Origin of the sequence: Agathobacter sp. LCP21S3_B2, from assembly GCF_052118705.1 — a bacterium.
Lineage (GTDB): Bacteria > Bacillota > Clostridia > Lachnospirales > Lachnospiraceae > Roseburia.
On record NZ_JBQKGQ010000022.1, the window covers coordinates 20,988 to 43,943 of the forward strand.

Here is a 22,956-nt window from a genome sequence, read left to right on the forward strand (position 1 = left end):
TTTCTACATATTTTTTCAATATTATCCCATACATTTTCTCTATACTTATCAAACCCATTTTGATTGTAATTTTTCATCTCATTCATGAATTCATTTTTTTCTTCAAAAGACAAGAAATGCAATCCACGAAATCAATTTCAAATGTAATTTCCGTATACATTTTTGTTTCTATTTCCTGAGACATGATTAAATTAAACACTTGATAAATCTGTAATATATCATTAGAATTTGTCATACTTGTAATTATATTTTTCACCTCTTGTTCTATTTCATGACATCCATTTATATAGATTGGATAAATACATAATTCTAATAATGCATCCATGTCTGAAATATTTTCATAATAAGAATCTTTAGTATATATTCTATATCTTTTGTCTATTCCAATGTAACATAATATTTCTTTATAGAACTGACACACTACAGAACACGTGGAGGTGAGTGGCGGGGCTGTATAGCGGCGACCTCGTATAAGTATATGTTGTCGGTCATCCGTTAAGGCATCAATGAGTGGCGCATAACAGTAGCCCGTAAACTTATCTCTTCCGAAGTCGACTCGATCTCGCCGGATGACCAGTCACTGTCAGTTTTATAACTATAAAAAGTCAGGAGGTCGTTATTTGTCATTTAAAATTTTGAAATTTAATTGTTGCGGACTTGATGTCCACAAAACATGGATCTATGCCTGTATCGGTATTACTGATTCCAACAATCGTACAGAATATAAGCAAGCTCGCTTTTCTTCCTTTACCAAAGGGTTGAATGAGCTGTATGATTGGCTTGCGAAATACAACTGCAAAGATGTTTGTATGGAGTCTACCGGTAAGTATTGGATCCCTGTATTCAATATCTTGGAGAAACGCCAAATCTGGGTCACTCTTTCACATCCCAAATACACGAAACCGATGAAGGGAAACAAGACTGACCGCAAAGATGCCAAATGGATTTGTGATCTATACATGTGCGGTATGGTCAATCCTTCCTTTATTCCACCTGCCGACATCAGAGAACTTAGAGATCTTATAAGATACCGATACAAACTCACCTGTATGATTACCGGTGAGAAGAATCGTGCTCAAAATTGTCTTACCGTATCTAATTTAAAGCTTGATGATGTCTTTTCTGATGTATTTGGTAAATCCGCTCGTTCCATTACAGAACAGATTTTACAACACCCCGGGGAAACATTTGATGTAGCACCTTTTATTCACGGTCGCTGTAAAACTCCCATTGAAGAAATACAGGCGGCTATTGATGGTGCCGTCTCGAAAGAGCAGGCTGTAAAACTCAGACAGTGCCTTGATCACATCGATGAACTGAATAAGCACATTTCAGAAGTAGAACAGGAAATCCTTCGTCTCAGTGACAAATATGAGGCTGCTTTAAATCTAATAAGGACTGTTCCCGGATTCGACAAGAATCCCATGACTGCTATTCAAGTGCTTTCAGAGATTGGTGGTGATATGTCTGTCTTCCCCACAGCGAAACACCTCGTCTCTTGGGCAGGATGTTGTCCCCGAAATGATAAGAGCGACCGCAAAATCAAATCCACTCGGATTTCCCGTGCTGGTTTCTATTTTAAACCAGTTTTGGTGCAAGTTGCAAATGCTTTAATCAAATCTAAGAAACATCCTGAATTGACAACTCGCTATAAGCGCATAAAAGCACGCCGTGGTCACAAGAAAGCCATCATTGCAATCTGTCGTATGATCCTGACCGCTATCTGGCACATACTTTCAGACTTGAAGCCATATACTCCCGAAGGTTTTCTTGAATCCCGTCCTGTAAGTAATGAAAAAACACTTACTACTTCACAGGCACTTAATCTACTTAGACAACGAGGGTATCTCATCAAAGATGATCCTTTATCTGCTTCTTGATTAGGTGTTGCGTTTATATTCAATTTCCAGCCATCTTAAGATGGTTTATTTGTGATGCTCAAATTTATACGCTATCCGCTCCCTCTTAGTTTCAAACTTGCATCAATTCGTGAATTCTCATTACCACTTATGGTTGGTATGATTTGTGGTTCATACTCATCAATCTTTATCGCAACAGAGCTTTGGTATGTTATGAAGTTACATCTTGGAAAGAATAAGGTGGTAAAATAAAGATAAAATTAATCCGTTCTTTATATCTAAAAAGGATATAGAGAGCGGATTTTTCATTTATTTTTCGAAGAGTTTACAATTTTTTACAGATGCGTGATATTGGATTTTACATTGCATAAATATAATAATCTTTGTTACTAAATATAATTTGAAGGAGAAAAGTATGAAAAAGAGATTATTACCTTTATTTTTAGCAGGAGTATTATCGGTATCGGGCTTTGCAGGCTGTGGCACAGCTTCAAAAGAGGATGAATCTAACAAGACAACAGAGAGTACTAAGCAGGAAAACAAAGAGGAGCAGGATGCTTCAAACACACCTAAGTATGTGTTTCTGTTTATTGGAGATGGAATGAGTTATCCACAGGTTCAGCTTACTAATTATTTTGTAAGTGCATCAAAGGGGCAGAGCGGAAAGACAGTTGATGTAGAAGGCGAGACAAATAGTATTCTTGAAAATAAAAATAATTTGACAATGATGGATTTTGATGTTGCGGGCTCTGCACAAACATATGATAGTACCTCATTTGCACCAGATTCTGCATCTACAGCTACATCAATTGCTACAGGACACAAGACCTGGAGTGGAAGTATTAATGTAAGTGAAGATTTTTCAACAAAGTACGAGACGATTGCAGAGCAGCTTAAAGCACAGAAAGATTACAAAATTGGAGTGATTTCAAGTGTTAACTTAAACCATGCAACACCAGCTGCATTTTATGCACATCAGGAATCTAGAAACAATTACTATGATATCGGATTAGAACTTATCGATAGCGAATTTGACTACTTTGCTGGTGGGGGATTAAAGAAGACAACTGGAGATAATAAAGATCAGACTGATTTATATCAGCTTGCAGAAGAGGCAGGATATTTGGTTGTAAAGACGCAGGAAGAAGCTGACACTCTTACCGCTGATGATGGAAAGATGATTATTATTGATGAGCATCTTGCAGACTCGGATGCAATGTCTTACGAAATTGACAGACAGGAAGATGAATGGGCATTAGCTGATTATGTGGAAAAAGGAATTGAAGTATTAGATAATGATAATGGTTTCTTTATGATGGTAGAAGGTGGAAAGATTGACTGGGCTTGTCATGCAAACGATGCTGCGTCAACAATTTCTGATACTATTGCATTAGACAATGCTGTTGCAAAAGCTGTTGATTTTTATAACGAGCATCCAGATGAGACATTAATCATTGTAACTGGAGACCATGAGACAGGTGGACTTACAATTGGATTTGCAGGAACAGACTATGATACATTTTTGACAAATTTTGAAAATCAAAAGATATCTTATGCAAAATTTGATTCTGATTATGTAACTGCATACAAAGAAAATAAAACAGATTTCGACACAGTAATGGCGGATGTTACAACTTTATTTGGGTTAACTGCACCAACAGCAGGCGCTGATGAGCAGACACAGCAGAAAGACAATGCTGATTCCCATCCGGAATCTGAAAACAAGGGAGCACTTGAGATGACAGACTATGAATATGGTTTGTTAAAAGAAGCATATGAGACAACAATGGCGCGTACAGGGGAAGAAAGTGAATATGGTCAGGAAGAATATATTCAGTACGGAAGTTATGAGCCACTTACAGTAACCATCACACATATCTTAAATAATAAGAGTGGTGTTAATTTCGGATCATATGCTCATACAGGACTTCCTGTTGAAGTGCTTGTTAAGGGTGCAGGTCAGGACCAATTTGATGGTTATTATGATAATACAGATATTTACAACAAGTTAGCAGAGTTATTAGAAATCAAATAAGTGGAGTACAAAAATGGTTAAAAACTTTTTCTTAAAGCAGAAAAATGTATTTATAACCACTTTGATAGGCTTGATTTTGATAGGTATCCTCATAGCGATCCCGACTGGCTATGAGGATGCTTTGATATATAAAGGCACAGAAAGAGCGGTAGGAAAAGTGGTTGAAGTTGATAATTCTGCTATTGTTACTTCAGGTCTTATTCAATCTGGCGAACAAACATGCAAATTATCAATCGAGAATGGTATTTTCAAAGGAAAAACATTAGAGGGTGTTAATTTTCTGAGCGGCTCATTAGAGAAAGATAAAATATACAAAGAAGGCGACAAAGCACTTTTGACGATTAGCTATAAAGACAAAGAGATAAAATCGGTAGTAATGTCAGATCATTATCGATTGGATAAAGAAGTGATTCTCTTGGGGATTTTTGCAATATTATTGATTGTTTTCGCGGGTAAAAATGGTTTTCAGGCTATTCTGTCATTTGCAATTACTGTTTTGACAATTTGGAAGGTTCTGATTCCGTGTTATTTAAAAGGCTTTTCACCAGTGTGGACAGGAGTGATAATCACATTTGTGTTAACAGTGGTTATTATTTTCTTTGTATATGGTTTTGATAAAAGGACTTTATCGGCTTCACTTGGTTCATTACTTGGGGTTGTGACAACATGTATTCTTGGAATCTGGTTTACAGATTTGTTTAAGATTCATGGAGCGGTAATGCAAAATGCTGAGTCTTTATTATATAGTGGATATCAAAGTCTTGATTTGACTGCTATTTTTATGAGTGGAATATTTATTGGAGCATCTGGGGCTATGATGGATTTGTCGGTAGATATTACATCTGCTGTATGGGAAGTTGTTCAGAAGAAACCAGCTATCAGAGCATATGAAGCAATACTATCAGGTTTGAGAGTTGGTCGTGCGGCGATGGGGACCATGACAACAACTTTGCTACTGGCATATTCAGGTGGATATATTGCACTTTTAATGGTTTTTATGGCGCAAGGGACACCTATAGATCATATATTAAATTACAAATATGTAGCTGCCGAAATTCTTGATACAGTGGTGGGAAGCTTTGGACTGGTAACTGTTGCTCCTTTTACTGCTCTTGTGGCAGGTGCATTACTAACTAAAAGAAAAAGTAAGTAATACACCTTTTTAAGAAAAAACATGAAACGGATTACCGCTTTTTCGACTAATTTTTATGTCTGAAATACTACTTTTTAAGACTGATTTTTATAGAAAACTCTTACAGTTTATAATAAGACTCTCACAGAATAACGCACCCTTTCGCAACATTCTGTTACTAAGAGTGCGTTACATTAGCATATTTGATTTTTCATTGCTCGTCCGTATACCCTAATATATTATGCAAATTCCAAATCAACTCTTAATACACTAATTGAGACAAATCTACCATCAAGATAACCATAATCCATCAATATTTGTTCATCAATATCAAAATCAATCACTGATTTCAGTCGATGATTATCAACATCTAGGATTCCTTTTAATTCATAACCATATGAATTACCTTTTCTAATTACAGAGTATTCCTCATTAGCTAGCACATCAATTTCTAAATCATCATATAATGAAATGTCAATGCTACATACATCCCCTATTTTGTTATTACAGCCGCAATTAACAAATCCTATAATTTGAATGTCGCCTATCTGAACAGTTACTTCTTCATCATCTACAATATTTCTTATTATGCATTCATACTGCATCTTGCCACCTCCTACTTTGGATTTATTATAGGTATATTTTCCCCATTTAACATTTTCCAAAAAGTCTTTCCACTTTCAGTATGGAATGTAGTGATATAACCATCGTTATTAGTACCAACAAAAGCAAACTTTGCATTACCTTTGCTATTATTTCCCATAAACTGAACATATCCTATTCTTGTCTCACCTTTGTAAATATACTCAACTTTATATCCATTTTTCATTACGTCTTGTGCACCTTGTAAATATTCATCTGCTGAATTAAATATTCCCTTAAATTCACCACCATGTTTTTCAAAATGAGATATCATTTTATCCTCTGTTGCAAATGTTGGATTAGAATTACTACCACTCTCAACAACTTTCCCAGCATCTTCCGCTGCACTCTCGGCTCCATTGGCTGCTCCCTCAAGCCCTTTTCCGGCTTTCCCCACATCTTCCGCTAAATTTCCTGCTTCCTCGGTTACTCCATCAATCCCTTTTGGGGCTTTCGCCAGCTTGTTCGCCTCTGCTTCAATTCCATTCAGCCCCTTTGCAGTTACTCCACTTGCAACCATACCGGCAACCATTCCTGCTGTATCATTTCCTGTCACATCTGTGGTTATCTTCTGCGCACCGGCTCCGGCTCCCATTGAGATGCCTTCTTTGGCGACTATTGTTGCTGTGCTTTTGAATGTCAGATTTCCCGATGTAGATGCCTGACCGATTGGAATCATTGCGGATGCCGCAAATGCAAAGGCATTTTCTGTCAGATAATACGCATCTTTTTTATGCCACCGCTTACTACTACAATGCTCCCAAGTGGCAGAAAATCAAATTTTTCATTCATATCTTTTCACTTCATACTTCAATAAACTTTTCATACATACAAAAAGGCTGCAGCAACCGGTATTCACCGGTTGTTGCAGCCGAACTGTCATTACTACATGTAACTGTTTTAGACTCTGGCTTTGCGACCCTATGTTTCCATAAGTGTGCCCTTATGGTTAATAATTTTATTGAATTTGCATATTTTTGTCAATATTTTTTTCTGGATCTTCTGTTCAGCGTCAACCTCTAAAACGCTTCGCACTTCTTCAATCGCAAAGCACTGACAGAATATGGCGGTGCCTCGTATACGAACTCTGAGGAAGCGCCATGCATATTCACGGTAATATTCTTCACCTTCTCCGGCTTTTCAAAGCTGTTTTCATCCCCCTTTTCACCGCTAAGAAGTGTTACGGTATAGTCGCTCTGTACCTGACAGTCCAGTGTAATGGAAACCGGATCCACATCTCCTGCAAAATTAACCGCCTTAATAATGATTTCGTCCTTGGTGTCAGTTACTACCGAAACAAAAGCAGGTCCGTAGGGAATCGAAATTTCCTTCTGAAGCTCACCATCAACATACAGGCGAATCTGTTTTCCGTCCGTTTCATATCCAAAGCGGTGATATTCTCCCGGTTTTACTGAAATAGCAAAGTCCTCAGTCAGCTTGTTGTCATGCATAAAGCCAAACTCTTCCAGTGAACATTGTCCTCCATTAACCTTCCAAAGGAACGGACGCACCAGAGCTGCATCCCATTCTTTTTCCACTCCGGCCGTAATCACGAGCTGATCCTCATAATAGGAACGAACCACCCTGGCACTGAATATACCCAACTCGAAGTAAGCATTTTCCTCAACAAAAATATCGGTCTCAAATCTTCCATAAGTCTGGTCTTCTTCTCCAAATACCACAAAGCTCTTGGTCTCATCAGCCCATTCCAGAATACTGTGAAATTCCTTTTTCTGCTCCTCATCCGGAAGCTGAATCAGGAGGCCATCCTCTGTATCCTGCACATGTCCCATTAATTCATGAGTAATCTTTGCTTCTTCTCCATTCCAAATGGGATTTCTGAAGCGAAGTTCCTTATTGGATTTTAAAGATGCCATTCCGGTTCTCGGACGATAAACACGTCCTCCCTCGTCTTCGGATTGCACCACATATTCTCCGCGATTTTGACCGAACATTTTCCAGACATAATAAGTAGGAATTCCAAAGCTCTGATGATTATTGAAACGAATCAGATTAGGATACCACGCTCTGTAATTTACATTTTCAAATAATGGAGCATAAGAGGCCAATGTTACGATATCCTGATTTTTCTCAATACCCATAAGGAAAGCCGCTTCTCCCAAAGCCGCATACAACTGTCCCATATAGTTGCCTTCGTTTACAGCCACCTCTCCTACAAAGATTTTTGGTCCCTTACGATCGTAGTCATCATAATAATTTACACGTTCTGCAAAGAACTCTGTTGTATTGTAAAAATGTTCATCCACGCACTCGGCAGGACAACCATTTTTCTCTACATGCTCATTGGCTATGGTTTTAATCTGGGGATACAGTTCCTTTACCCTCTTATAAATCATGTTGTATCGCTTTTCATAATCCGGACCCCAGTTTTCATTACCAATTTCCAGATAGGTCATTTTAAAGGGTTCCGGATGCCCCATAGAAGCACGAAGCCTTCCCCATTTGCTTTCCTTAGAGCCGATAGCATATTCAATGGCATCCAGTGTATCCTGTACCATTTCATCAAGAGTCTCTCCTTCCAGAAGGACACTCTTTCTTCCCTGACAGGTCATTCCGCAGTTACATACATACAGAGGCTCCATCCCCAGATCCTCGCAAAGCTGCAGATATTCATGAAAGCCAAGTCCTAATGTACTTCTGTAATGCCATACAAACAGCTTACTGGGTCTTTCCCATACCGGACCTACCGTATCCCGAAATCTCATCGCTGTGGACGGTGTCGTTCCTTCCACAATACAGCCTCCGGGAAAACGCATAAACTTTGGACTCATTCCCTTAAGCTTTTCTACAAGATCTGTTCTGAGTCCATGCCCCATGTAGGTATTGTCAGGCATTAGTGAAATAAATCCCAGCAGAATCTCTCCGCCTTCCTTGCAGGAAATAGTAAGCTGTGCCTCGTGACAATCCTCAGCTGCTGTCAGCTTCATGTCATATCTTGTATACTCCTGACCGGAAACCACCAGACTGTTTCCAGTCAGTACTTTTCCCTGGTATTCAATCGCTACGTCCAGTCCTATTTCTTCCTTTGCTTTTGCAAATAAATACAAAGAGTAACTTTCTCCAGCCTTTACGGATATACCGCAGTAACCGGTATTAGTCAGAGATCCGTCCTTTTCAAACTGCACACGCAGAGCTGCGTCCCGATGTTCATTCAGGGTATCCGTCCGTTCCAGTTCCATCTTTGCATTGTGTGTATACCATGCCGGTATTTCTGTCTCCGGAATATTGTTGCCCTTTACCCAGCGGCATAATCCTTCTCCGTTGCAAAACTCATCCAGCCATCCGGATACGGTTTTTACATGGATGCCATCCTCCTGCTGTATATAACCCTCCGGTAAAACGGAATCTTCGAAGCTTCTGTTTCGAAGCATTTCCGGATAAAGTCCTCCGTCTCCGGCACGGTTAATGTCTTCAAAAAAGATTCCGTATAAATCCCTGGCTGTCTCAAATCGTCTTTCCTTTGTTTTAATCTTTAACTTGCTCATTGTAGGCTCCTTTTTTACATTCCAAGAGTTTTGATCACTACCTGTGCCCAGGCAGGCTGTCCCGGCTTCTGTCAAATCTTTCCTATCGAAAGGGTTTTCCTGATCTGTTCTTGTAAAAATTCCTTAAAGGGTGTCACCCCTCCGCAGTTCACTACCGGTCTATCTGACATGAAGATCATCTCACAGGGCTTTTCTTTTTCATATGGATACCAGTATGGCATTGGCTTTCCGTCCGCATCATTGCCGTTTGGATCACCTGTTTTTATGAAATTCACCCAGTAATTGCACATCATTCTGGAAAGATCGTAATGCTTCCCCACAAAGGGTCTCCAGCATTTCGCCAGTGTTTCAAAGAAAAACCATAAATCTACAGAATGGAAAGTTCCGGCATTATCCCATCCTGGAATATCTGCATCAAACCTGTAATAATAGTAGGGCTTTTTTTCACCTGCACTTTTTTTATCTGAAAAAAGACACTTGATCGTACATTCAATTCCGTTTACCTTTGCATACTTTCCATCAGAATCCTCCCGCATTGCCTCGGGAAAGCGCAAAAAGGTCTCAGCATTCTTTCCGAAAATCTCTTCTGCTTTCTTTTTCAAATCTTCTTTTGAGGAAGCTTCTATATAACTTGGAAATTCATCTGAAGTATTTCCAGACATAACGGGAACATTTACATGCTTGCCTTCCATGAAAAGAACCATTGGGTCACCTACACAGAACTTGTGATCCAATACGGTAAACATAGCCGGAAATATTTTGGTATATTCATCATACTTGTCACGAATCGTAGCCGCATCCAGCTTACGAGCCTGCTCAATAGTTGAGCAACCCAGGAAAGAAAGAAAATGCTGTCCATTTTCCTCAGCATGCCACAATTCCTCCGGCACTCCGATTCCTCCAACCTGATAAGGAGAGCGAATCATTGCACTCATCACCACTGCACGATGAAATAAGCCTTCATTATCCATACATGCCATCTGGCTCATAACACTTCCGCCTCCGGCTGACTGTCCTGCAATGGTCACATTACCCGGATCTCCACCAAAGAAAGCAATATTTCTCTGTACCCATCGAAGTGCTGCCTGCTGATCCAGACTTCCAAAATTAGTCGGTGCGTCAGGCTGCTCCTCTGTCAGCTGAGGATGTGCCAAAAATCCAAAAACATTAACCCGGTAGTTTACCGTTACAACAACCACACCGCGACGTGCAATTCTCTCTCCGTCAAATTCCATTTCGGCAGGATATCCACACTGGAGTCCTCCTCCGAAAAACCATACCAAAACCGGCTGTTTTTCTGTTACTTCTTTAGCACCTGTCCATACGTTCAAATACAGACAGTCCTCATCCATGGCAATTTCCGGATCCACATGCCACTCACGGATATACACGTTATCACCGATTCCCGGAACGCTCTGCATGGAAATCGGAGCAAAGCGATAGCATTCACGAACTCCATCCCAGTCTTCACAGGGCTGGGGTGCTCTCCATCTGTTCTCTCCTACCGGAGGAGCCGCAAAAGGGATTCCCTTAAATGCAGTTATCCTAGGGTCTGCGGCTTCAATACCTTTCACCCATCCATTTTCTGTCCGTACTGTTCTCAGCATAATTCCTACCTCCGCTAATTTTACTATTAGCCATAATCCTAAATCTTTTCTATCCACCAAAAATCCAACTTTTAAATCAATTCGTTTTGCTCATCTCTCAATGACTTATAAGTTACTACAGCACATGCAATAACATAGATTATGATAACTCAAATGATCTTAATGCAGCATTTCCGTTACCACGATAGGTCAGGTAAAGCGCCTGTATTCCATCCGGAATCGTAACCGGTGCGGTATACTTTTCCCAGACATTGGTATATTGAACCTCTAATGTCGCCAGTACCTCTCCATCCCATGCTGTCTTTACTTCAAAAGTGCCATCTGCATAGCCCCGGGTCCAAATACTGATTTCACGAATATCATGGCAGTCAAAATATTTGAAGCCGATGGTAGTTGAATCTGTAATATTGGCAATATATCCAACTTCTTCGTCTCCATCCCTGCCGTCCTGCATTACTCGTGGAAAATTCCCTTCGCCCACATAAACTGATGGGGTATCGGTAAACAGATTACATGCAAGATAAGCGGGGTATTCGCCTTTACCCTCAAGCGGACCTCCATTTAAACCGCAGGAGGTAATTTCTACCTGTGGAATACTGCCGTCCGGCATAATCTGCAGCTTTTCAGCACATCCCTGTCTGCTGTAGTAGGTATTATTGGTATGCCTGTGATAAAAAATGTACCAGTCCTCTCCGATCTGCACAATACTTCCGTGATTATTGGCACCGTAAGCTGTTGGCATATCTGCCGGCTTGTAGGTATCGATGTGCAGATCACAATTGCTGACAATAACTCCGCCATAGACAAAGTCCCTGGTAGGATTCTTGCTGGTGGCATAACATAATTCGTGCATTAATATGGATGAATAGACAAAATAATAGGTGTCACCTACTTTACGGATGGAAGGTGCCTCAAAAAACTCATGTCCCTCAAATCCGGTACCGGCACCATATTCACAGCCGGGGGCCACAAACACCGGAGCTTCCCTGATTGTCAGCATATCTGCTCCCAACACCGTAGCCATAGCTCCGGTACGGGATTTATCACCTTTTCCGCAAAATCCGGTATAAAGATATGTCACATCTCCTTCCGTCAGAACCCCCGGGTCAAACTGGGGCTCATCACCTTCCTTTTCGCCCAGACGTGTGCCATCTTCATAATGAACATAGCCATAAAATTCATACTTTCCTGCCGGAGTATCACATACAGCAACTGAAACTACTGAAACCTTGTCCAACACGTAATAAAGATAGTACCTTCCGTCCGGTCCCACCGTAACATCCGGGGCATACAGACACATTTTGCCTTCCGGGTTCAGCGGATCGGCTGTCTTCGGATAAATCACACCCTCATATCTCCAGTTGCCCAGGTCATCGACCGGAGCTGACCAGCACACATAGTCTCCCATGCAGAAAACATATCCGTTAAAGTAATCATGGGATCCGTAAACATATACGCGATCGCCAAAAACATAAGGTTCTCCGTCCGGAATATACTCCCAGGACGGTAAATATGGGTTAAACGCTTGTTTTTTCACTTTGATATCCTCCTTTGCAAGTCTAATCCATGTACATTGTTTCATAAATCAAATTACCGGGGTTAAGCCTTCAAGCTGACCACACGATCATAGTCATATCCTCGATCCGGATTCACCTTTCCGGCATTCAGTTCGAAATAAACCACACCGTTTTCGTTTACAGGAAGCTCTACGCAGATATTTCCGTCCTCCTGCTTTTTACGCTCTGTTTTTACAAAAGGTCTGGATGATTCCCGAATCAGCTTCGTCTGTTCCTCACTCAGATTGGCAGGTTCTCCCATATCATGCCATACCTTCAAGGGATTACATGTTTCCTCATCTACCGTCTTAGTCAGGAAGCAGTACTCCTCCTGTTCAGCCGGAAATGTAAACTCCAACAGCATTTTTTCTTTACCCTGTTCTGTACTATTACGGGCAATATTCCAGGCTACACCTAGATAATCACCGTTTGCACGTTTCAAAACGACAATATTGTCATCCTTATATACACAATTGGCTTCACTTTCCTCAAGCTTTTTGTAAAAAGCAAATGTCCAGAAGGTCGGCTTGGTAATACAGCCATTGGCAACCAGTCCAAAGCCGCCGTGGAATGGTGTAAAAGGAACTCCCAGCTCTTCAAACACATCACCAAATGTCCAGTAGGAATAGGATTCATTCACATCTCCCAATCTGGAAAGCTGCTGTGCTATAAGAGCCGCATTCAGGTTTGTATCATGAATGACGCCCTGAGGAGTATAGGAGCTGTTGAACTCCGTGATATGAATCTGCAGACCTTTATATTCCGGGAAACTGTCAATAATATCTCTGGTTGTTTTTAAATTGGCAAAGCCGTCCTCTGCCTTCATAAGTTCAGAATATGCATAATGTCCAATACATTCCGGCGGATCAATGGTGTAATGATGTCTGGTTACGAAATCCACAGGTATGTGATTCTCATGGCAATATTCCATAAATGCCTGAATCCATTTCTCATCCGTTCCTCCACAAACAGCAGGGCCTCCTACACGGAATCCCGGATTCACTTCCTTTATGGCATCAAAGGTTCTATGGAACAGCTTAAAATATTCCTGCATATCCGCATTTTCCCAGAAACCGCAAAGATTGGGCTCGTTCCATACTTCAATGGGCCATTGAATAACTTCCTCTTCTCCATAGCGTTCCATCAGATGCCGCAGCAATGAATGCACCATATTACACCACATATCATAATCTTTTGGAGGAGTAGTATTTCCCTGCCAGTAAAAGATAGTCTGGCTTCCACTTGCCAACTTTTTAGGCATAAAACCCAGTTCAAGAAAAGGTCTCAGCCCCACCTTCATATAGGCATCCATTACTCTATCCAGATAAGTATAGTTGTACTCGACCCTTACCTTACCATCCTCCTCATAGGTCTGAAAGATCGCCATATCATCACAGAATAATCCATGCCCCCGGATATGCTTAAATCCGATTTCCTTTTGAACCAGGCGCAGCTCCTCCTGATATTCTTCTGTCAATGCAAGCCCCATTCTTCCGGTTCCCACACAATAATCTACATTATTGTGAAAAAAGGCCTTTGAATCCTTTGTAATCACGATCTTTTTTCTGTCATTCTCTGTTGCTCCACCAAAATTTACCATGCATGTATCTCCTTCTTCTAAATCATGTTCCTATGCAGTCACGCATAAGATGTCTGACCGCTGCACGATCCGCAGCTCTCTGATGACGATTGCCATATTAATATGATACTATCGCATTGATTTAAAGTTTCCAATGATTTATACTATAAGAAAATTGATATATCCTCTGATGTATCAGAACGGAGATTCCAGATGACTGAAATTGAATTTGTCGGCTACAGTGCCGTTCACCCCTCAGATTTTATATATGATGTTCCAAATGGCTTTACAGGCTATCTTCTGCTTCTTTTCGAGTCTCCCTCGGAGCTGCTCATAGACGGAAGACTAATGCGGACAGCCGCCAATTCTGCTATTCTGTATACACCAGGAAGCAGGATTTATTACCGTGCTGCCGGTGAAGAATACCGGAATGACTGGATTCGTTTTCGTTCCGATCACTCCTTCGTGAAGCTGTTTCCGTTAACAAACACCCCATTTCCCGTAACAGATCCGGAATACTGTCATCAGCTTTTTAAATTACTAACCTGGGAGTCCGCCTTTTTCTCCTCTGAAAGCGAAGCAAACATTACTCACCTGCTGCGGGTTCTGTTCTCCAAATTAAGAGAAGGAATCCAGAATGAGTCCCCGGGTATTCACGATCATGAGCTGGTTGCATTGCATAAGATGATCTACAATAATCCTCAGCTTCCATGGAATATAAACATGATGGCTGCGAAGCTTCACTTAAGTCCCAGTCATCTTCAGACTCTCTATCACCGCAAATTTGGCTCCTCCTGCATGGACAATGTCATCGAAGGACGTCTGCGCCGTGCACAGGATTTATTAGAGTACAGCGAATACTCCATCCGCGACATTTCCGAGCAATGTGGTTATAATAATGTAGAGCATTTCTGCAGACAGTTCCGTCAGCGTAACGGCTGTACCCCTGGACAATACCGGAAAAATGCATCAGCGGGAAGCAACAAAAGACTTCTCACCCACAATACCCTGGGAGGAAGGGAGTTTGAGAAGATTAATCGGAATCATCCGGTTGCGGAATCTTTTCCGGTTCTGTGACGTCTTGATACCAGACATATCGGGATGAATAAATTCTTCTTTTTCTTCTTTTTCCCTTTGCACATCCCCCCATTTTCCTGTATGATAGAGATATATTAACAGTAAGGAGGCATACAGTTATGTTGCAGATTAAAAATCCGGTTTTGCCGGGATTTAATGCAGATCCATCCATTATCCGTGTGGATGATACATATTACATTGCGAACTCTACGTTTGAGTGGTTTCCGGGAGTTCGTCTGCACGAGTCAAAAGATTTAGTACATTGGAATCTTCTTCCATCCGCATTGTCCACTACGACATTGCTTGATATGAAAGGAAATCCGTCATCGGGAGGTATCTGGGCGCCGGATCTTTCCTATGCAGATGGAAAATTCTGGCTGATTTATACGGATGTAAAAGTAACCGAAGGACCGTTCAAAGATATGATCAATTATCTGACTACGGCAGAAGATATCCGCGGACCATGGTCGGATCCGATCCGTGTCAATGGTGTGGGATTTGACGCATCGTTGTTCCATGATGATGACGGACGCAAATACCTTGTTCAGCAGACATGGGATCATCGCGAATACCACCATGCTTTTGACGGTATTACAGTGACAGAATTTGACACAGAGACAATGAAATTAAAACCGGAGACAGCACGTACGATCTACGCCGGAACGGACGTTAAACTGGTTGAGGGACCACATTTGTATAAGATCAACGGATATTATTATCTGTTTGCTGCACAGGGCGGAACCGTTTGGACACATCAGGAAGTAGTAGCTCGTTCAAAGACGTTAGATGCGTTGAGTTTTGAGACAGAGCCTGGCGATCCGTTTATTACAAACTTTGATACGCCGGAACTTGAGATCCAGAAGCAGGGACATGGTGCTCTCGTAGAGACTCCCGGCGGTGAGTGGTATTATGCAAGTTTGTGTGGAAGACCGTGGCACCACGAAAATGAAAGTTCGATCGACCCACGCGGCTGGTGTCCGCTTGGCCGTGAGACGGCAATTCAGAAAGTATACTGGGATGAAGAAGGCTGGCCTCGTATCGAGGGCGGACATGGCGGAAAAGTGCTTGTGGATGCGCCGAAAGATGCAATCTTGACAGAAGCACCGGCAGATCATTCGATGCATGATGAATTTGACACACCAAAACTTCATGATGAGTGGAATACCCTCCGCGTACCATTTACCGAGGAAATGGGTACGACAGGGGATGGCAGGCTGACATTGGTCGGAAAAGGATCCCTCAGCAATAAGCATGAGCTTTCGTTGGTGGCAAAACGCTGGCAGGCATTTAACTTTGATGCCGAAGTGAAAGTGAAATTTGATCCGTTCAACTATCAGCAGATGGCTGGATTGACAAATTTTTACAATGATAAGCACTGGTCATTCGCTTTCGTTACGTGGAATGAGAAAAATGGCCGCGTGATCGAAGTGGCAGAGTGCAATCGTGGCGGATATCGTTCGTTCCTTCGCGACGATGCGATTCCGGTACCGGATGATGTTGAATTTGTATGGCTTCGCACAAAAGTAAGAAAGCAGTCTTACAGCTACGAGTATTCCTTTGACGGAAAGAACTATACAGAGATTCCGGGCACACTGGATGCCGCTGTATTGTCCGATGATTACGTACTCCAGTCATACGGTGGATTCTTCACCGGAGCATTTGTCGGCATGGCATGCGTGGACTACTCCGGATACGATCAGACAGCAGAATTCCGCAGTTTTGACTATAAAGAACTGGATTAATCAATAGCAAGAGCCTTTTTTAAACCAGGCTCAATCAGATGGCTGGCGATGCCGCAGAGGATTTCGGGAAAAAGGACGAAAAGTCCGGGAACCAGGAAGACTATGAGGCAGGCGCCGGCCATTGTAAATAATAAGATGAACGTTTCTTTGATGTAACCTGCCATCAGGCGCACGGAGAGCAGAAGAACTGCCGGAAATGAAGCGCGCAGATGTGAGCGGAAGTTTGTGTGTGACCGCGCGAGATACAATGATAAAGCGCCGTCAAAGAAGCCCCCTGAAGTGATAAGAGGGATACTCGTAAATAAAAATAAAAAGCCAAGCACGATTAGCTGACATTCATAGTCAGCCAGTCATACAATTTGTTTTTAAGTAATGATTTCATAGAAACTGAATGGGCGACACTTTCAGACAAAGAAAAAATGCCAGCACGAAAATGTACCGACATCCTTTAATCAATATTTGCTTGTAAACCAATCATAAAACTCAATTTCTTCTTCATCAGAAGTATCTTTATCAATGAATTCCTGTAAATCCTTTTTCATATTATTATAAGTTTCCTGATATTGTGTGCTGTTGCAGAAGGCAGTGTGCATCATTCCTCCATAAACTCCACATGTAATAGCATAATATCTTTCACATTTTTCCAAGGTTATCCGACAGGAATCCCTGTATTCTTCATCCGCTATTATCAATCCGCCTTCACTTCCAGTCTGATCCGGCTGATAAATATTATCCCACATATATTATACACTCCCAGTATTTCATTCGTATATTTGAACAATGTCACATTCAGCTGCATGATATCATACTGCTTATCAATAATTGCTTTCTGCACGATCAGGTCAAACTTACTGCTCGGACTGAACGCCCAGTCTGCCCTTGCCATCAGATCCTTTGACTGCTCCAGATCAAGATGAAGTGCAATACACAAAGCCATTGCCGTCTTTTTCTTTGGATGATAATGCTCATCACACTGAATCTTTGAAAAGTGTTTCCTATCCATGTTTGCATTTTTCCAGAGATTCTGATGATTTCCTTACGACCAGGTTTGCTTTGGAGCCTATTGATTTTGCCATTCCTTTTACAGACTCACCCATATTCTTTTTCTCTTTTGTTTCAGCTTCTTTTACATCATTGTTTTCCATTGAATCTGTCATATCAAATTCCTCCTCAAATAGTATTCATTACACAAAATGTAATTTTCGCGAATCCCCCAAACACATATCATCAACAGATTCTTGTCATTTCGTATAGTCTATTTATGGTACTCAAATTAACATTTTATACATGATTCATATATTTATACCAGTCTTCCACACAAATTCCTTCTATCTCTGTTATTACCACGTTGTCCCATCTTTCTTTCAGACTCATTCCGTTATATATTGGAGCAGTAACTAATTCCTCTGCTGTACTAAATTCACAACCATTAGGTATATCACAGTACCCAGCCCAATATGGACACTCGTATTTGGCAATAAATCCAATATAATGTACTTCCTCTTCTGCATCATCTGAAAAGTAAAAGCACGTTTCATCAATATGATACCCTGCTTCGAGTTGCCTGGAAAAGAAATCCCAATCTATATATACCACTTCTTTCCCTCTTTCCTAATCCCAGTATAGCTTCAGCTATAAGAACGCTGAGCATATGACTTTTCTTTGCAACGGTGCAGAGTCAATGGAGACAAAACCTGTTAATCAGTTTGGATAATCATCTTCCATATAATCAAAATAATCATCGCCTACATGAACAAGCATATTATTCTTTATTGCAAATCCAATTAAATTGCCCCAATCCCCCTCACCTTCAACAATATATGCAATATCATTGTCATTAGTTGTTGCACATATATATAATGTTGTGAACCAACAGTGATTTAATATATCAAGCGGGTTATCAAGAGAAGATAATTCAATCCCTTCATAAGTCTCTTCCTCTTTTACATGATGTATTATTTCTTTACATATCTCATATATTATCGTTTCAGTAAGGTTATTAAATGCCTCTACACACTTCTCTGCATATTCGTTTGAATCAGGATTACTCGACATTACTGTAAAGATATCCTTTTTTCATCATCACGAAAAAATGTACTTTTAAAATGTCCTTCACAATAACCTTCTTCTTGATGTACCCAATCTATCATAACATAGACCTCCACTTCAATTACATATTCAAATAATCACATGCTTTCAACTCTTAGAAAAGCTGAAAGTTGTCGGGTTCTTTACATAGATAAAATATCCATTTTCAAAAAATGATTCATAAATACTCCTCAAAATTATATATATGTAAAATCATTTTTCTTTCATTTTAGTTTATCCTTCACTGATTTAACTGTAGTAATCCTGTTTCCGGAACTTCTATCATTTTTTCGATTTTTGTATTTATCAAACCCCCTATCATGACTAACAAACGTTACCTCCTGATTCCCCTTTTTTAGCAATTGACCAGCCTCAGCTTTAATTTGATTGTCAACCGCTTGGTCTCCTGGAGAAACTAGTTTTGATGATACATTAGGTCTATTTTGATATTTCCTGTCAAATTTGCATTTTGCTCCCACTTGCGAAAAAATAGCTCTGACCGTTGTATTTTTTGTTGTATGTTCGATGCCTTTTTGCGCTTCTTTAATATGATTATCACCATCAATAAATATTGTTTGTTTTCTTTGCGGTTGAAATTTCTTTCTGTTTTTTTTCGTCTTATTAACTTTGTTTGAACCTTTTCTTTTTTCTTCTTTGAGTATGTTTGGTAATTTTACAGATACACTAGAAGAATTGTATGTATGTCCATATAGACGTCCATAATCTATATTTGACGATGAATTCAGCTGAAAAGTTATTTCCTGTGTACTTCTATTAACAGAAGGTGAATAAGGATTTATAGATGATTTAGTCACTGTTTTTTTTACCGTAATATCATGTACATACGCTGAATCCTTTAACATATCATCATATTTCCCATTTATTATTTCTTCTAAGTCCTTTACTACATCTTCTTCAACAATTCCCCAGCTTTTTCCTAAATTATATTCTTCAATAAATTCTTCAATCTGCTTCCGCGAAGGCATTTCATCGAGACTACCAAATGATTCTTTTAATTTTACTAGATATTGTTTATATGAAGAGATAGATTTACTTTTACCTGTTATATTTTTAAGCATCAAAGAACTAATATCTTTCTTAACATCATGAATAATTATCTGCCAGTCAATAAACAAATTATAATTATCAATAAAAGACTGAACTTCTTCGCTAGAAGGCATTTCCTTAATACCACTAAAAAATTCTTTCAGCCTTTTTTGGTATTCTATATAATTATTTATTTTTTTCCCCAATATACTCTCCTGCCTTTCCCCTCAAAATCGGAATTTCATACTATAACTTATAATGCATAAAGTTGCCATTATGCTTAAACCCAAAATCAGTATATAATTTAACACCCATATCTGATGCTGTAATCTGAACAGTACCACAGCCATATTCCTTAGCTTCACTTACTACTCTTGAAAGTAACTCCTTCGCTATACCTTTTCTCCTGTAATTTGGATTAGTGAACATACTGGAAAGCAAACCTATTCTTCCAGAAGGGCATCCAAAATATGGTGGTTTCTCAACAAATGACATTCCACTTGTTCCTATAATCTTATCCCCATCCATTGCAATCCATGAGACAAATGTTCCATCTGCCATATGCCTATTATAGTAATCCTCCAAATTAGGAACCAAGTCAATTTCTTCTGTAGCAACTTCTTCATGAAGCTGATTAATTCTCATTTGGATAAATGTATATAATTCATTTTCTGTAAGTCGCTTATATATAATATCCACGCTTTCAAAACCTCCTTAGCTCTAAAAATAAGAATTTATAACTCTGTTCTATTCTGGTTCAATCTTGATATCGATATAGTCACCTTCATCAACATTATAAACATGTTTCCCTAATATCGAGAGAACAGCTCTTATGTCTTCAATATCTTCGCTGGCAAACTCTACATATGAATTTATTGTATCAGATGTGTTTTCGTCTACATAATCATCGTGCAGATATACATAAAACTTATCTAAAATATCTTCAAGCGGGTACTGGGATATCACTGGCTCCGAAGGAGAATTTTCACCCAAATCCGGCTCTGCTTCAAAAACTATTGAGGTTACAAAGATTTCCTTTGGAGAATTTGAGGGATCATCCATATTAACCATGACGATATCGTTATCCGTGCCTACATCCTCAATATCTCTATAATACTTTTTTCCCTCATAGTTCAGTATTAAATAATCTTCGAGCATTTCTCCTGCTCCATATTCCCAGCCCTCGACCTGTTTTAGCTTTTCAGCTAAAGCATTATCATCCAACTGCTCTAATCCGAAATAATCATCACTCTCTGACCCATTTTCATATGTTTTATATATTTTCTCATCTACTATTTCGTAATCTGCCGTTTTATATTTCTCCGCCTCATAAAACCTTATATTTTTCATCTTAATCCCTCACACAACTTCCGATTGAACTTTCCATCAATTTAATTGATTCATCAACAGATACACATGTAGCAAATCTCTTTGGCCACATCATATCATTGTAATATTTATATGTTTCTTCTCCAGTCATATAGTCGTTATCAAATGTTGAATTTGCCCCTTGTGGAACAATTACTTTATATCCTCTCTCAAAAACAGATTTCACAGTTGCATCTATACAGAAGTTTGTCTGTAGTCCCAGCAATCTGACTTCGGCAGGAATTATGGACACAAATAAATGCCACTTTTACATTACTCATGAAATGGACACCTCTCCTTTATACACTGCTCATTAAAATCTGTGAATCCACATTGCATTTGTTCGTATTGCAATGTTACTCCATAATGAGCATTCACATAATCAATACCATTCTTAAATGCTATCATTGCATCTCTCTTGCAGCACCTTGGTCCGTTTATGGCTCCTAATTCTCCGATTGCTTTCGAGGTAAACTGCATATGATTTCCCCATATTCCATCTGTTGAAAGCGGACCTGTTCCGTCGATGATTGCAAGTGCAGCGCCAATGGATGTGATTGCTCCGCATATTCCCCATAAACCGCACATTGCTCCCGGCATCCGAAGTCCTTCTGACATCAGCCTGTCCAATGCCTGTTCTAAGTCTATCTCTCCACCTGCGTTTTTGTAGGCTACAAGCAAACTTGCACCATCTAATATATGGTGTTCCGGTCCATGAATGCTGATATATTCCTTCTCTGCAATCTGCTTAAAAATAACAACCGGATTTGTTCCCTGTTCTTTCTTTATATCTTTTACAATCAGTTCTGCTTTTTCTCTTACTGTCATAGAAACCTTCCTTTCGGATTTTTGCTGATATACTTGACACTTTTGAAGTCCACCTTAATCATCATTGGATAAATCATAATCCAGATTAATACAGCCATAGGAATAGATATCCCTGCATATTCAAACTTATTTAATATATTGGGTATCATCGGGAAAAAATGTCCTATGGATACACCGATGATCATGCATAGAATGACCCACACATATAAATACTTTTGAAAAAACTTCATCTTAGCATTTCCCCTCTAACAACAGCTATCTTTTTTGTCACAGCATGACTCACATGTCAAACTTCCAATAAAATTCTTGAATTCTAATAAAGTATCACAATTCAAAGAGTAATGATGCCATTTACCTTCTTTGCGATCATTCACCAATCCACATTCCACCAGTATCTTCATATGATGAGACAGGGTTGGCTGTGTAATTTCAAATTTTTCCAAGAGCCTGCATCCACATTTTTCGCCATCTGACAACATTTGCACTATTTCTAATCTGTTTAAATCTCCAAGTGCCTTGCAGATTAATGCTACATTTGTTAGTTCCATTTCATTTGCCTCGCATTGATATTTATCTATGTGTGTAGATTAGCATATACATAGATAATTGTCAATGTGTTTTTATAAAATAAAGCCATTTATCTGATTTGCATTGTCCCCTTCATGTACATATATTTCTGCAAGTGGCATTATCTCTTTTACTTTATCAAAGTTGCTAATCATTTCCTCCTTTTCCCTGAACACAAAAAATCGCCCAGACTAGTTATTACGAAAAAGGAAAAAAGCTCACCCACGAGGTGTGTGTCAATCAGACAAAGACACTCCTTTACATAGTTTCCACTTTCAAAAAATAAAAAAATTTGTGTTTTTGAAAGTGACATCTTGCATATA

The 22,956-nt window shown here is 39.7% G+C and carries 24 protein-coding genes, 1 pseudogene and 1 riboswitch; of the genes and pseudogenes, 6 read left to right on the forward strand and 19 right to left on the reverse strand.

Translation table 11 applies throughout. The features are described 5' to 3' along the window. Window positions 1-82: 82 nt before the first annotated feature. Entirely contained in the window at window positions 83-421 is a 339-nt protein-coding gene (gene ifs, locus ACTQ1L_RS13470) for an NAD glycohydrolase toxin immunity factor (RefSeq protein WP_441367677.1), read from the reverse strand. A 199-nt stretch (window positions 422-620) separates the two neighbouring features. Between ifs and ACTQ1L_RS13475 the strand changes: the two genes are divergently transcribed. The 4 genes and pseudogenes from ACTQ1L_RS13475 (at window position 621) to ACTQ1L_RS13490 (ending at window position 5,047) form a co-directional block, all read left to right on the forward strand. Beyond that, window positions 621-1,880 (forward strand): IS110 family transposase, encoded by a 1,260-nt coding sequence (locus tag ACTQ1L_RS13475; RefSeq protein ID WP_441367679.1) that lies wholly within the window; start codon window positions 621-623, stop codon window positions 1,878-1,880. A gap of 96 nt (window positions 1,881-1,976) precedes the next feature. Beyond that, window positions 1,977-2,111 (forward strand): annotated as a pseudogene (locus tag ACTQ1L_RS13480) (hypothetical protein); the annotation flags it as partial. Window positions 2,112-2,274: 163 nt separating this feature from the next. After that, window positions 2,275-3,894, forward strand: coding sequence for an alkaline phosphatase (locus tag ACTQ1L_RS13485; RefSeq protein ID WP_441367680.1), 1,620 nt, complete (start codon window positions 2,275-2,277; stop codon window positions 3,892-3,894). Window positions 3,895-3,907: 13 nt separating this feature from the next. After that, window positions 3,908-5,047: a YibE/F family protein gene (locus ACTQ1L_RS13490; protein WP_441367682.1), complete on the forward strand. Its 1,140-nt coding sequence runs from the start codon at window positions 3,908-3,910 to the stop codon at window positions 5,045-5,047. A gap of 218 nt (window positions 5,048-5,265) precedes the next feature. Here the strand turns inward: ACTQ1L_RS13490 and ACTQ1L_RS13495 are convergent, their stop codons facing one another. The 6 genes from ACTQ1L_RS13495 to ACTQ1L_RS13520 form a co-directional block, all read right to left on the reverse strand. Further along, window positions 5,266-5,631, reverse strand: a complete 366-nt coding sequence (locus tag ACTQ1L_RS13495) for a hypothetical protein (protein ID WP_441367683.1) — start codon at window positions 5,629-5,631, stop codon at window positions 5,266-5,268. Between the two features lie 11 nt (window positions 5,632-5,642). After that, window positions 5,643-6,347 carry a hypothetical protein gene (locus ACTQ1L_RS13500; protein WP_441367685.1) on the reverse strand — a complete coding sequence of 235 codons (705 nt, stop codon included), beginning with the start codon at window positions 6,345-6,347 and terminating at the stop codon, window positions 5,643-5,645. 184 nt (window positions 6,348-6,531) lie between these two features. After that, window positions 6,532-6,620: riboswitch (cyclic di-GMP riboswitch) on the reverse strand. Window positions 6,621-6,687: 67 nt separating this feature from the next. Beyond that, window positions 6,688-9,174, reverse strand: a complete 2,487-nt coding sequence (locus ACTQ1L_RS13505; RefSeq protein ID WP_441367686.1) for an alpha-L-arabinofuranosidase C-terminal domain-containing protein — start codon at window positions 9,172-9,174, stop codon at window positions 6,688-6,690. Window positions 9,175-9,245: 71 nt separating this feature from the next. Continuing rightward, window positions 9,246-10,781: a carboxylesterase/lipase family protein gene (locus ACTQ1L_RS13510; RefSeq protein ID WP_441367688.1), complete on the reverse strand. Its 1,536-nt coding sequence runs from the start codon at window positions 10,779-10,781 to the stop codon at window positions 9,246-9,248. Between the two features lie 139 nt (window positions 10,782-10,920). Next, a complete protein-coding gene (locus ACTQ1L_RS13515; RefSeq protein ID WP_441367690.1) occupies window positions 10,921-12,318 on the reverse strand; it encodes a family 43 glycosylhydrolase in 1,398 nt (465 codons plus the stop codon). 62 nt (window positions 12,319-12,380) lie between these two features. Further along, window positions 12,381-13,937: a GH39 family glycosyl hydrolase gene (locus ACTQ1L_RS13520; RefSeq protein ID WP_441367692.1), complete on the reverse strand. Its 1,557-nt coding sequence runs from the start codon at window positions 13,935-13,937 to the stop codon at window positions 12,381-12,383. A gap of 192 nt (window positions 13,938-14,129) precedes the next feature. On the opposite strand from ACTQ1L_RS13520, the gene ACTQ1L_RS13525 reads away from it, so the two are divergent. Both ACTQ1L_RS13525 and ACTQ1L_RS13530 read left to right on the forward strand, forming a co-directional pair. Beyond that, window positions 14,130-14,993 (forward strand): helix-turn-helix transcriptional regulator, encoded by an 864-nt coding sequence (locus ACTQ1L_RS13525; RefSeq protein WP_441367694.1) that lies wholly within the window; start codon window positions 14,130-14,132, stop codon window positions 14,991-14,993. Between the two features lie 119 nt (window positions 14,994-15,112). After that, window positions 15,113-16,735: a glycoside hydrolase family 43 protein gene (locus tag ACTQ1L_RS13530; RefSeq protein ID WP_158436156.1), complete on the forward strand. Its 1,623-nt coding sequence runs from the start codon at window positions 15,113-15,115 to the stop codon at window positions 16,733-16,735. On the opposite strand, the gene ACTQ1L_RS13535 is transcribed toward ACTQ1L_RS13530, so the two are convergent. The 12 genes from ACTQ1L_RS13535 to ACTQ1L_RS13590 form a co-directional block, all read right to left on the reverse strand. Next, a complete protein-coding gene (locus tag ACTQ1L_RS13535) occupies window positions 16,732-17,058 on the reverse strand; it encodes a hypothetical protein (protein ID WP_441367695.1) in 327 nt (108 codons plus the stop codon). The genes ACTQ1L_RS13530 and ACTQ1L_RS13535 overlap by 4 nt on opposite strands. A gap of 129 nt (window positions 17,059-17,187) precedes the next feature. After that, window positions 17,188-17,475: a hypothetical protein gene (locus tag ACTQ1L_RS13540; RefSeq protein WP_441367696.1), complete on the reverse strand. Its 288-nt coding sequence runs from the start codon at window positions 17,473-17,475 to the stop codon at window positions 17,188-17,190. Continuing rightward, entirely contained in the window at window positions 17,424-17,738 is a 315-nt protein-coding gene (locus ACTQ1L_RS13545) for a hypothetical protein (RefSeq protein ID WP_441367698.1), read from the reverse strand. Before ACTQ1L_RS13545 ends, ACTQ1L_RS13540 begins: the two co-directional genes overlap by 52 nt. Then, window positions 17,731-17,892, reverse strand: a complete 162-nt coding sequence (locus ACTQ1L_RS13550; protein ID WP_441367699.1) for a hypothetical protein — start codon at window positions 17,890-17,892, stop codon at window positions 17,731-17,733. Before ACTQ1L_RS13550 ends, ACTQ1L_RS13545 begins: the two co-directional genes overlap by 8 nt. Window positions 17,893-18,016: 124 nt before the next feature. Next, entirely contained in the window at window positions 18,017-18,331 is a 315-nt protein-coding gene (locus ACTQ1L_RS13555) for a hypothetical protein (protein WP_441367701.1), read from the reverse strand. A 105-nt stretch (window positions 18,332-18,436) separates the two neighbouring features. Continuing rightward, the gene (locus tag ACTQ1L_RS13560; protein WP_441367703.1) at window positions 18,437-18,790 is read right to left on the reverse strand and encodes a DUF6985 domain-containing protein; all 354 of its coding nucleotides are present in this window, start codon (window positions 18,788-18,790) and stop codon (window positions 18,437-18,439) included. 257 nt (window positions 18,791-19,047) lie between these two features. Next, complete coding sequence (locus ACTQ1L_RS13565; RefSeq protein ID WP_441367705.1) at window positions 19,048-20,076, reverse strand: hypothetical protein; 1,029 nt, start codon at window positions 20,074-20,076, stop codon at window positions 19,048-19,050. A gap of 40 nt (window positions 20,077-20,116) precedes the next feature. Continuing rightward, window positions 20,117-20,569 (reverse strand): GNAT family N-acetyltransferase, encoded by a 453-nt coding sequence (locus ACTQ1L_RS13570; RefSeq protein ID WP_441367706.1) that lies wholly within the window; start codon window positions 20,567-20,569, stop codon window positions 20,117-20,119. A gap of 48 nt (window positions 20,570-20,617) precedes the next feature. Then, window positions 20,618-21,220, reverse strand: a complete 603-nt coding sequence (locus tag ACTQ1L_RS13575; protein WP_441367708.1) for a hypothetical protein — start codon at window positions 21,218-21,220, stop codon at window positions 20,618-20,620. 1 nt (window position 21,221) lies between these two features. Then, the gene (locus tag ACTQ1L_RS13580; protein ID WP_441367709.1) at window positions 21,222-21,491 is read right to left on the reverse strand and encodes an isochorismatase family protein; all 270 of its coding nucleotides are present in this window, start codon (window positions 21,489-21,491) and stop codon (window positions 21,222-21,224) included. Between the two features lie 20 nt (window positions 21,492-21,511). Next, window positions 21,512-22,066 (reverse strand): DUF5714 domain-containing protein, encoded by a 555-nt coding sequence (locus ACTQ1L_RS13585; protein ID WP_441367711.1) that lies wholly within the window; start codon window positions 22,064-22,066, stop codon window positions 21,512-21,514. Between the two features lie 245 nt (window positions 22,067-22,311). Beyond that, window positions 22,312-22,614: an ArsR/SmtB family transcription factor gene (locus ACTQ1L_RS13590; protein WP_441367713.1), complete on the reverse strand. Its 303-nt coding sequence runs from the start codon at window positions 22,612-22,614 to the stop codon at window positions 22,312-22,314. Between the last annotated feature and the right edge of the window lie 342 nt (window positions 22,615-22,956).

Bases quoted from the DNA above. Each gene is read 5' to 3' on its own strand.
- ACTQ1L_RS13490 (WP_441367682.1), top strand. From the start codon at position 3,908: ATGGTTAAAAACTTTTTCTTAAAGCAGAAAAATGTATTTATAACCACT.
- ACTQ1L_RS13495 (WP_441367683.1), bottom strand. From the start codon at position 5,631: ATGCAGTATGAATGCATAATAAGAAATATTGTAGATGATGAAGAAGTA.
- ACTQ1L_RS13550 (WP_441367699.1), bottom strand. From the start codon at position 17,892: ATGACAGATTCAATGGAAAACAATGATGTAAAAGAAGCTGAAACAAAA.
- ACTQ1L_RS13560 (WP_441367703.1), bottom strand. From the start codon at position 18,790: ATGTCGAGTAATCCTGATTCAAACGAATATGCAGAGAAGTGTGTAGAG.
- ACTQ1L_RS13545 (WP_441367698.1), bottom strand. From the start codon at position 17,738: ATGGATAGGAAACACTTTTCAAAGATTCAGTGTGATGAGCATTATCAT.
- ACTQ1L_RS13540 (WP_441367696.1), bottom strand. From the start codon at position 17,475: ATGTGGGATAATATTTATCAGCCGGATCAGACTGGAAGTGAAGGCGGA.
- ACTQ1L_RS13485 (WP_441367680.1), top strand. From the start codon at position 2,275: ATGAAAAAGAGATTATTACCTTTATTTTTAGCAGGAGTATTATCGGTA.
- ACTQ1L_RS13525 (WP_441367694.1), top strand. From the start codon at position 14,130: ATGACTGAAATTGAATTTGTCGGCTACAGTGCCGTTCACCCCTCAGAT.
- ACTQ1L_RS13575 (WP_441367708.1), bottom strand. From the start codon at position 21,220: ATGAAAAATATAAGGTTTTATGAGGCGGAGAAATATAAAACGGCAGAT.
- ACTQ1L_RS13520 (WP_441367692.1), bottom strand. From the start codon at position 13,937: ATGGTAAATTTTGGTGGAGCAACAGAGAATGACAGAAAAAAGATCGTG.
- ACTQ1L_RS13510 (WP_441367688.1), bottom strand. From the start codon at position 10,781: ATGCTGAGAACAGTACGGACAGAAAATGGATGGGTGAAAGGTATTGAA.
- ACTQ1L_RS13530 (WP_158436156.1), top strand. From the start codon at position 15,113: ATGTTGCAGATTAAAAATCCGGTTTTGCCGGGATTTAATGCAGATCCA.
- ACTQ1L_RS13585 (WP_441367711.1), bottom strand. From the start codon at position 22,066: ATGACAGTAAGAGAAAAAGCAGAACTGATTGTAAAAGATATAAAGAAA.
- ACTQ1L_RS13590 (WP_441367713.1), bottom strand. From the start codon at position 22,614: ATGGAACTAACAAATGTAGCATTAATCTGCAAGGCACTTGGAGATTTA.
- ACTQ1L_RS13500 (WP_441367685.1), bottom strand. From the start codon at position 6,347: ATGATTCCAATCGGTCAGGCATCTACATCGGGAAATCTGACATTCAAA.
- ACTQ1L_RS13505 (WP_441367686.1), bottom strand. From the start codon at position 9,174: ATGAGCAAGTTAAAGATTAAAACAAAGGAAAGACGATTTGAGACAGCC.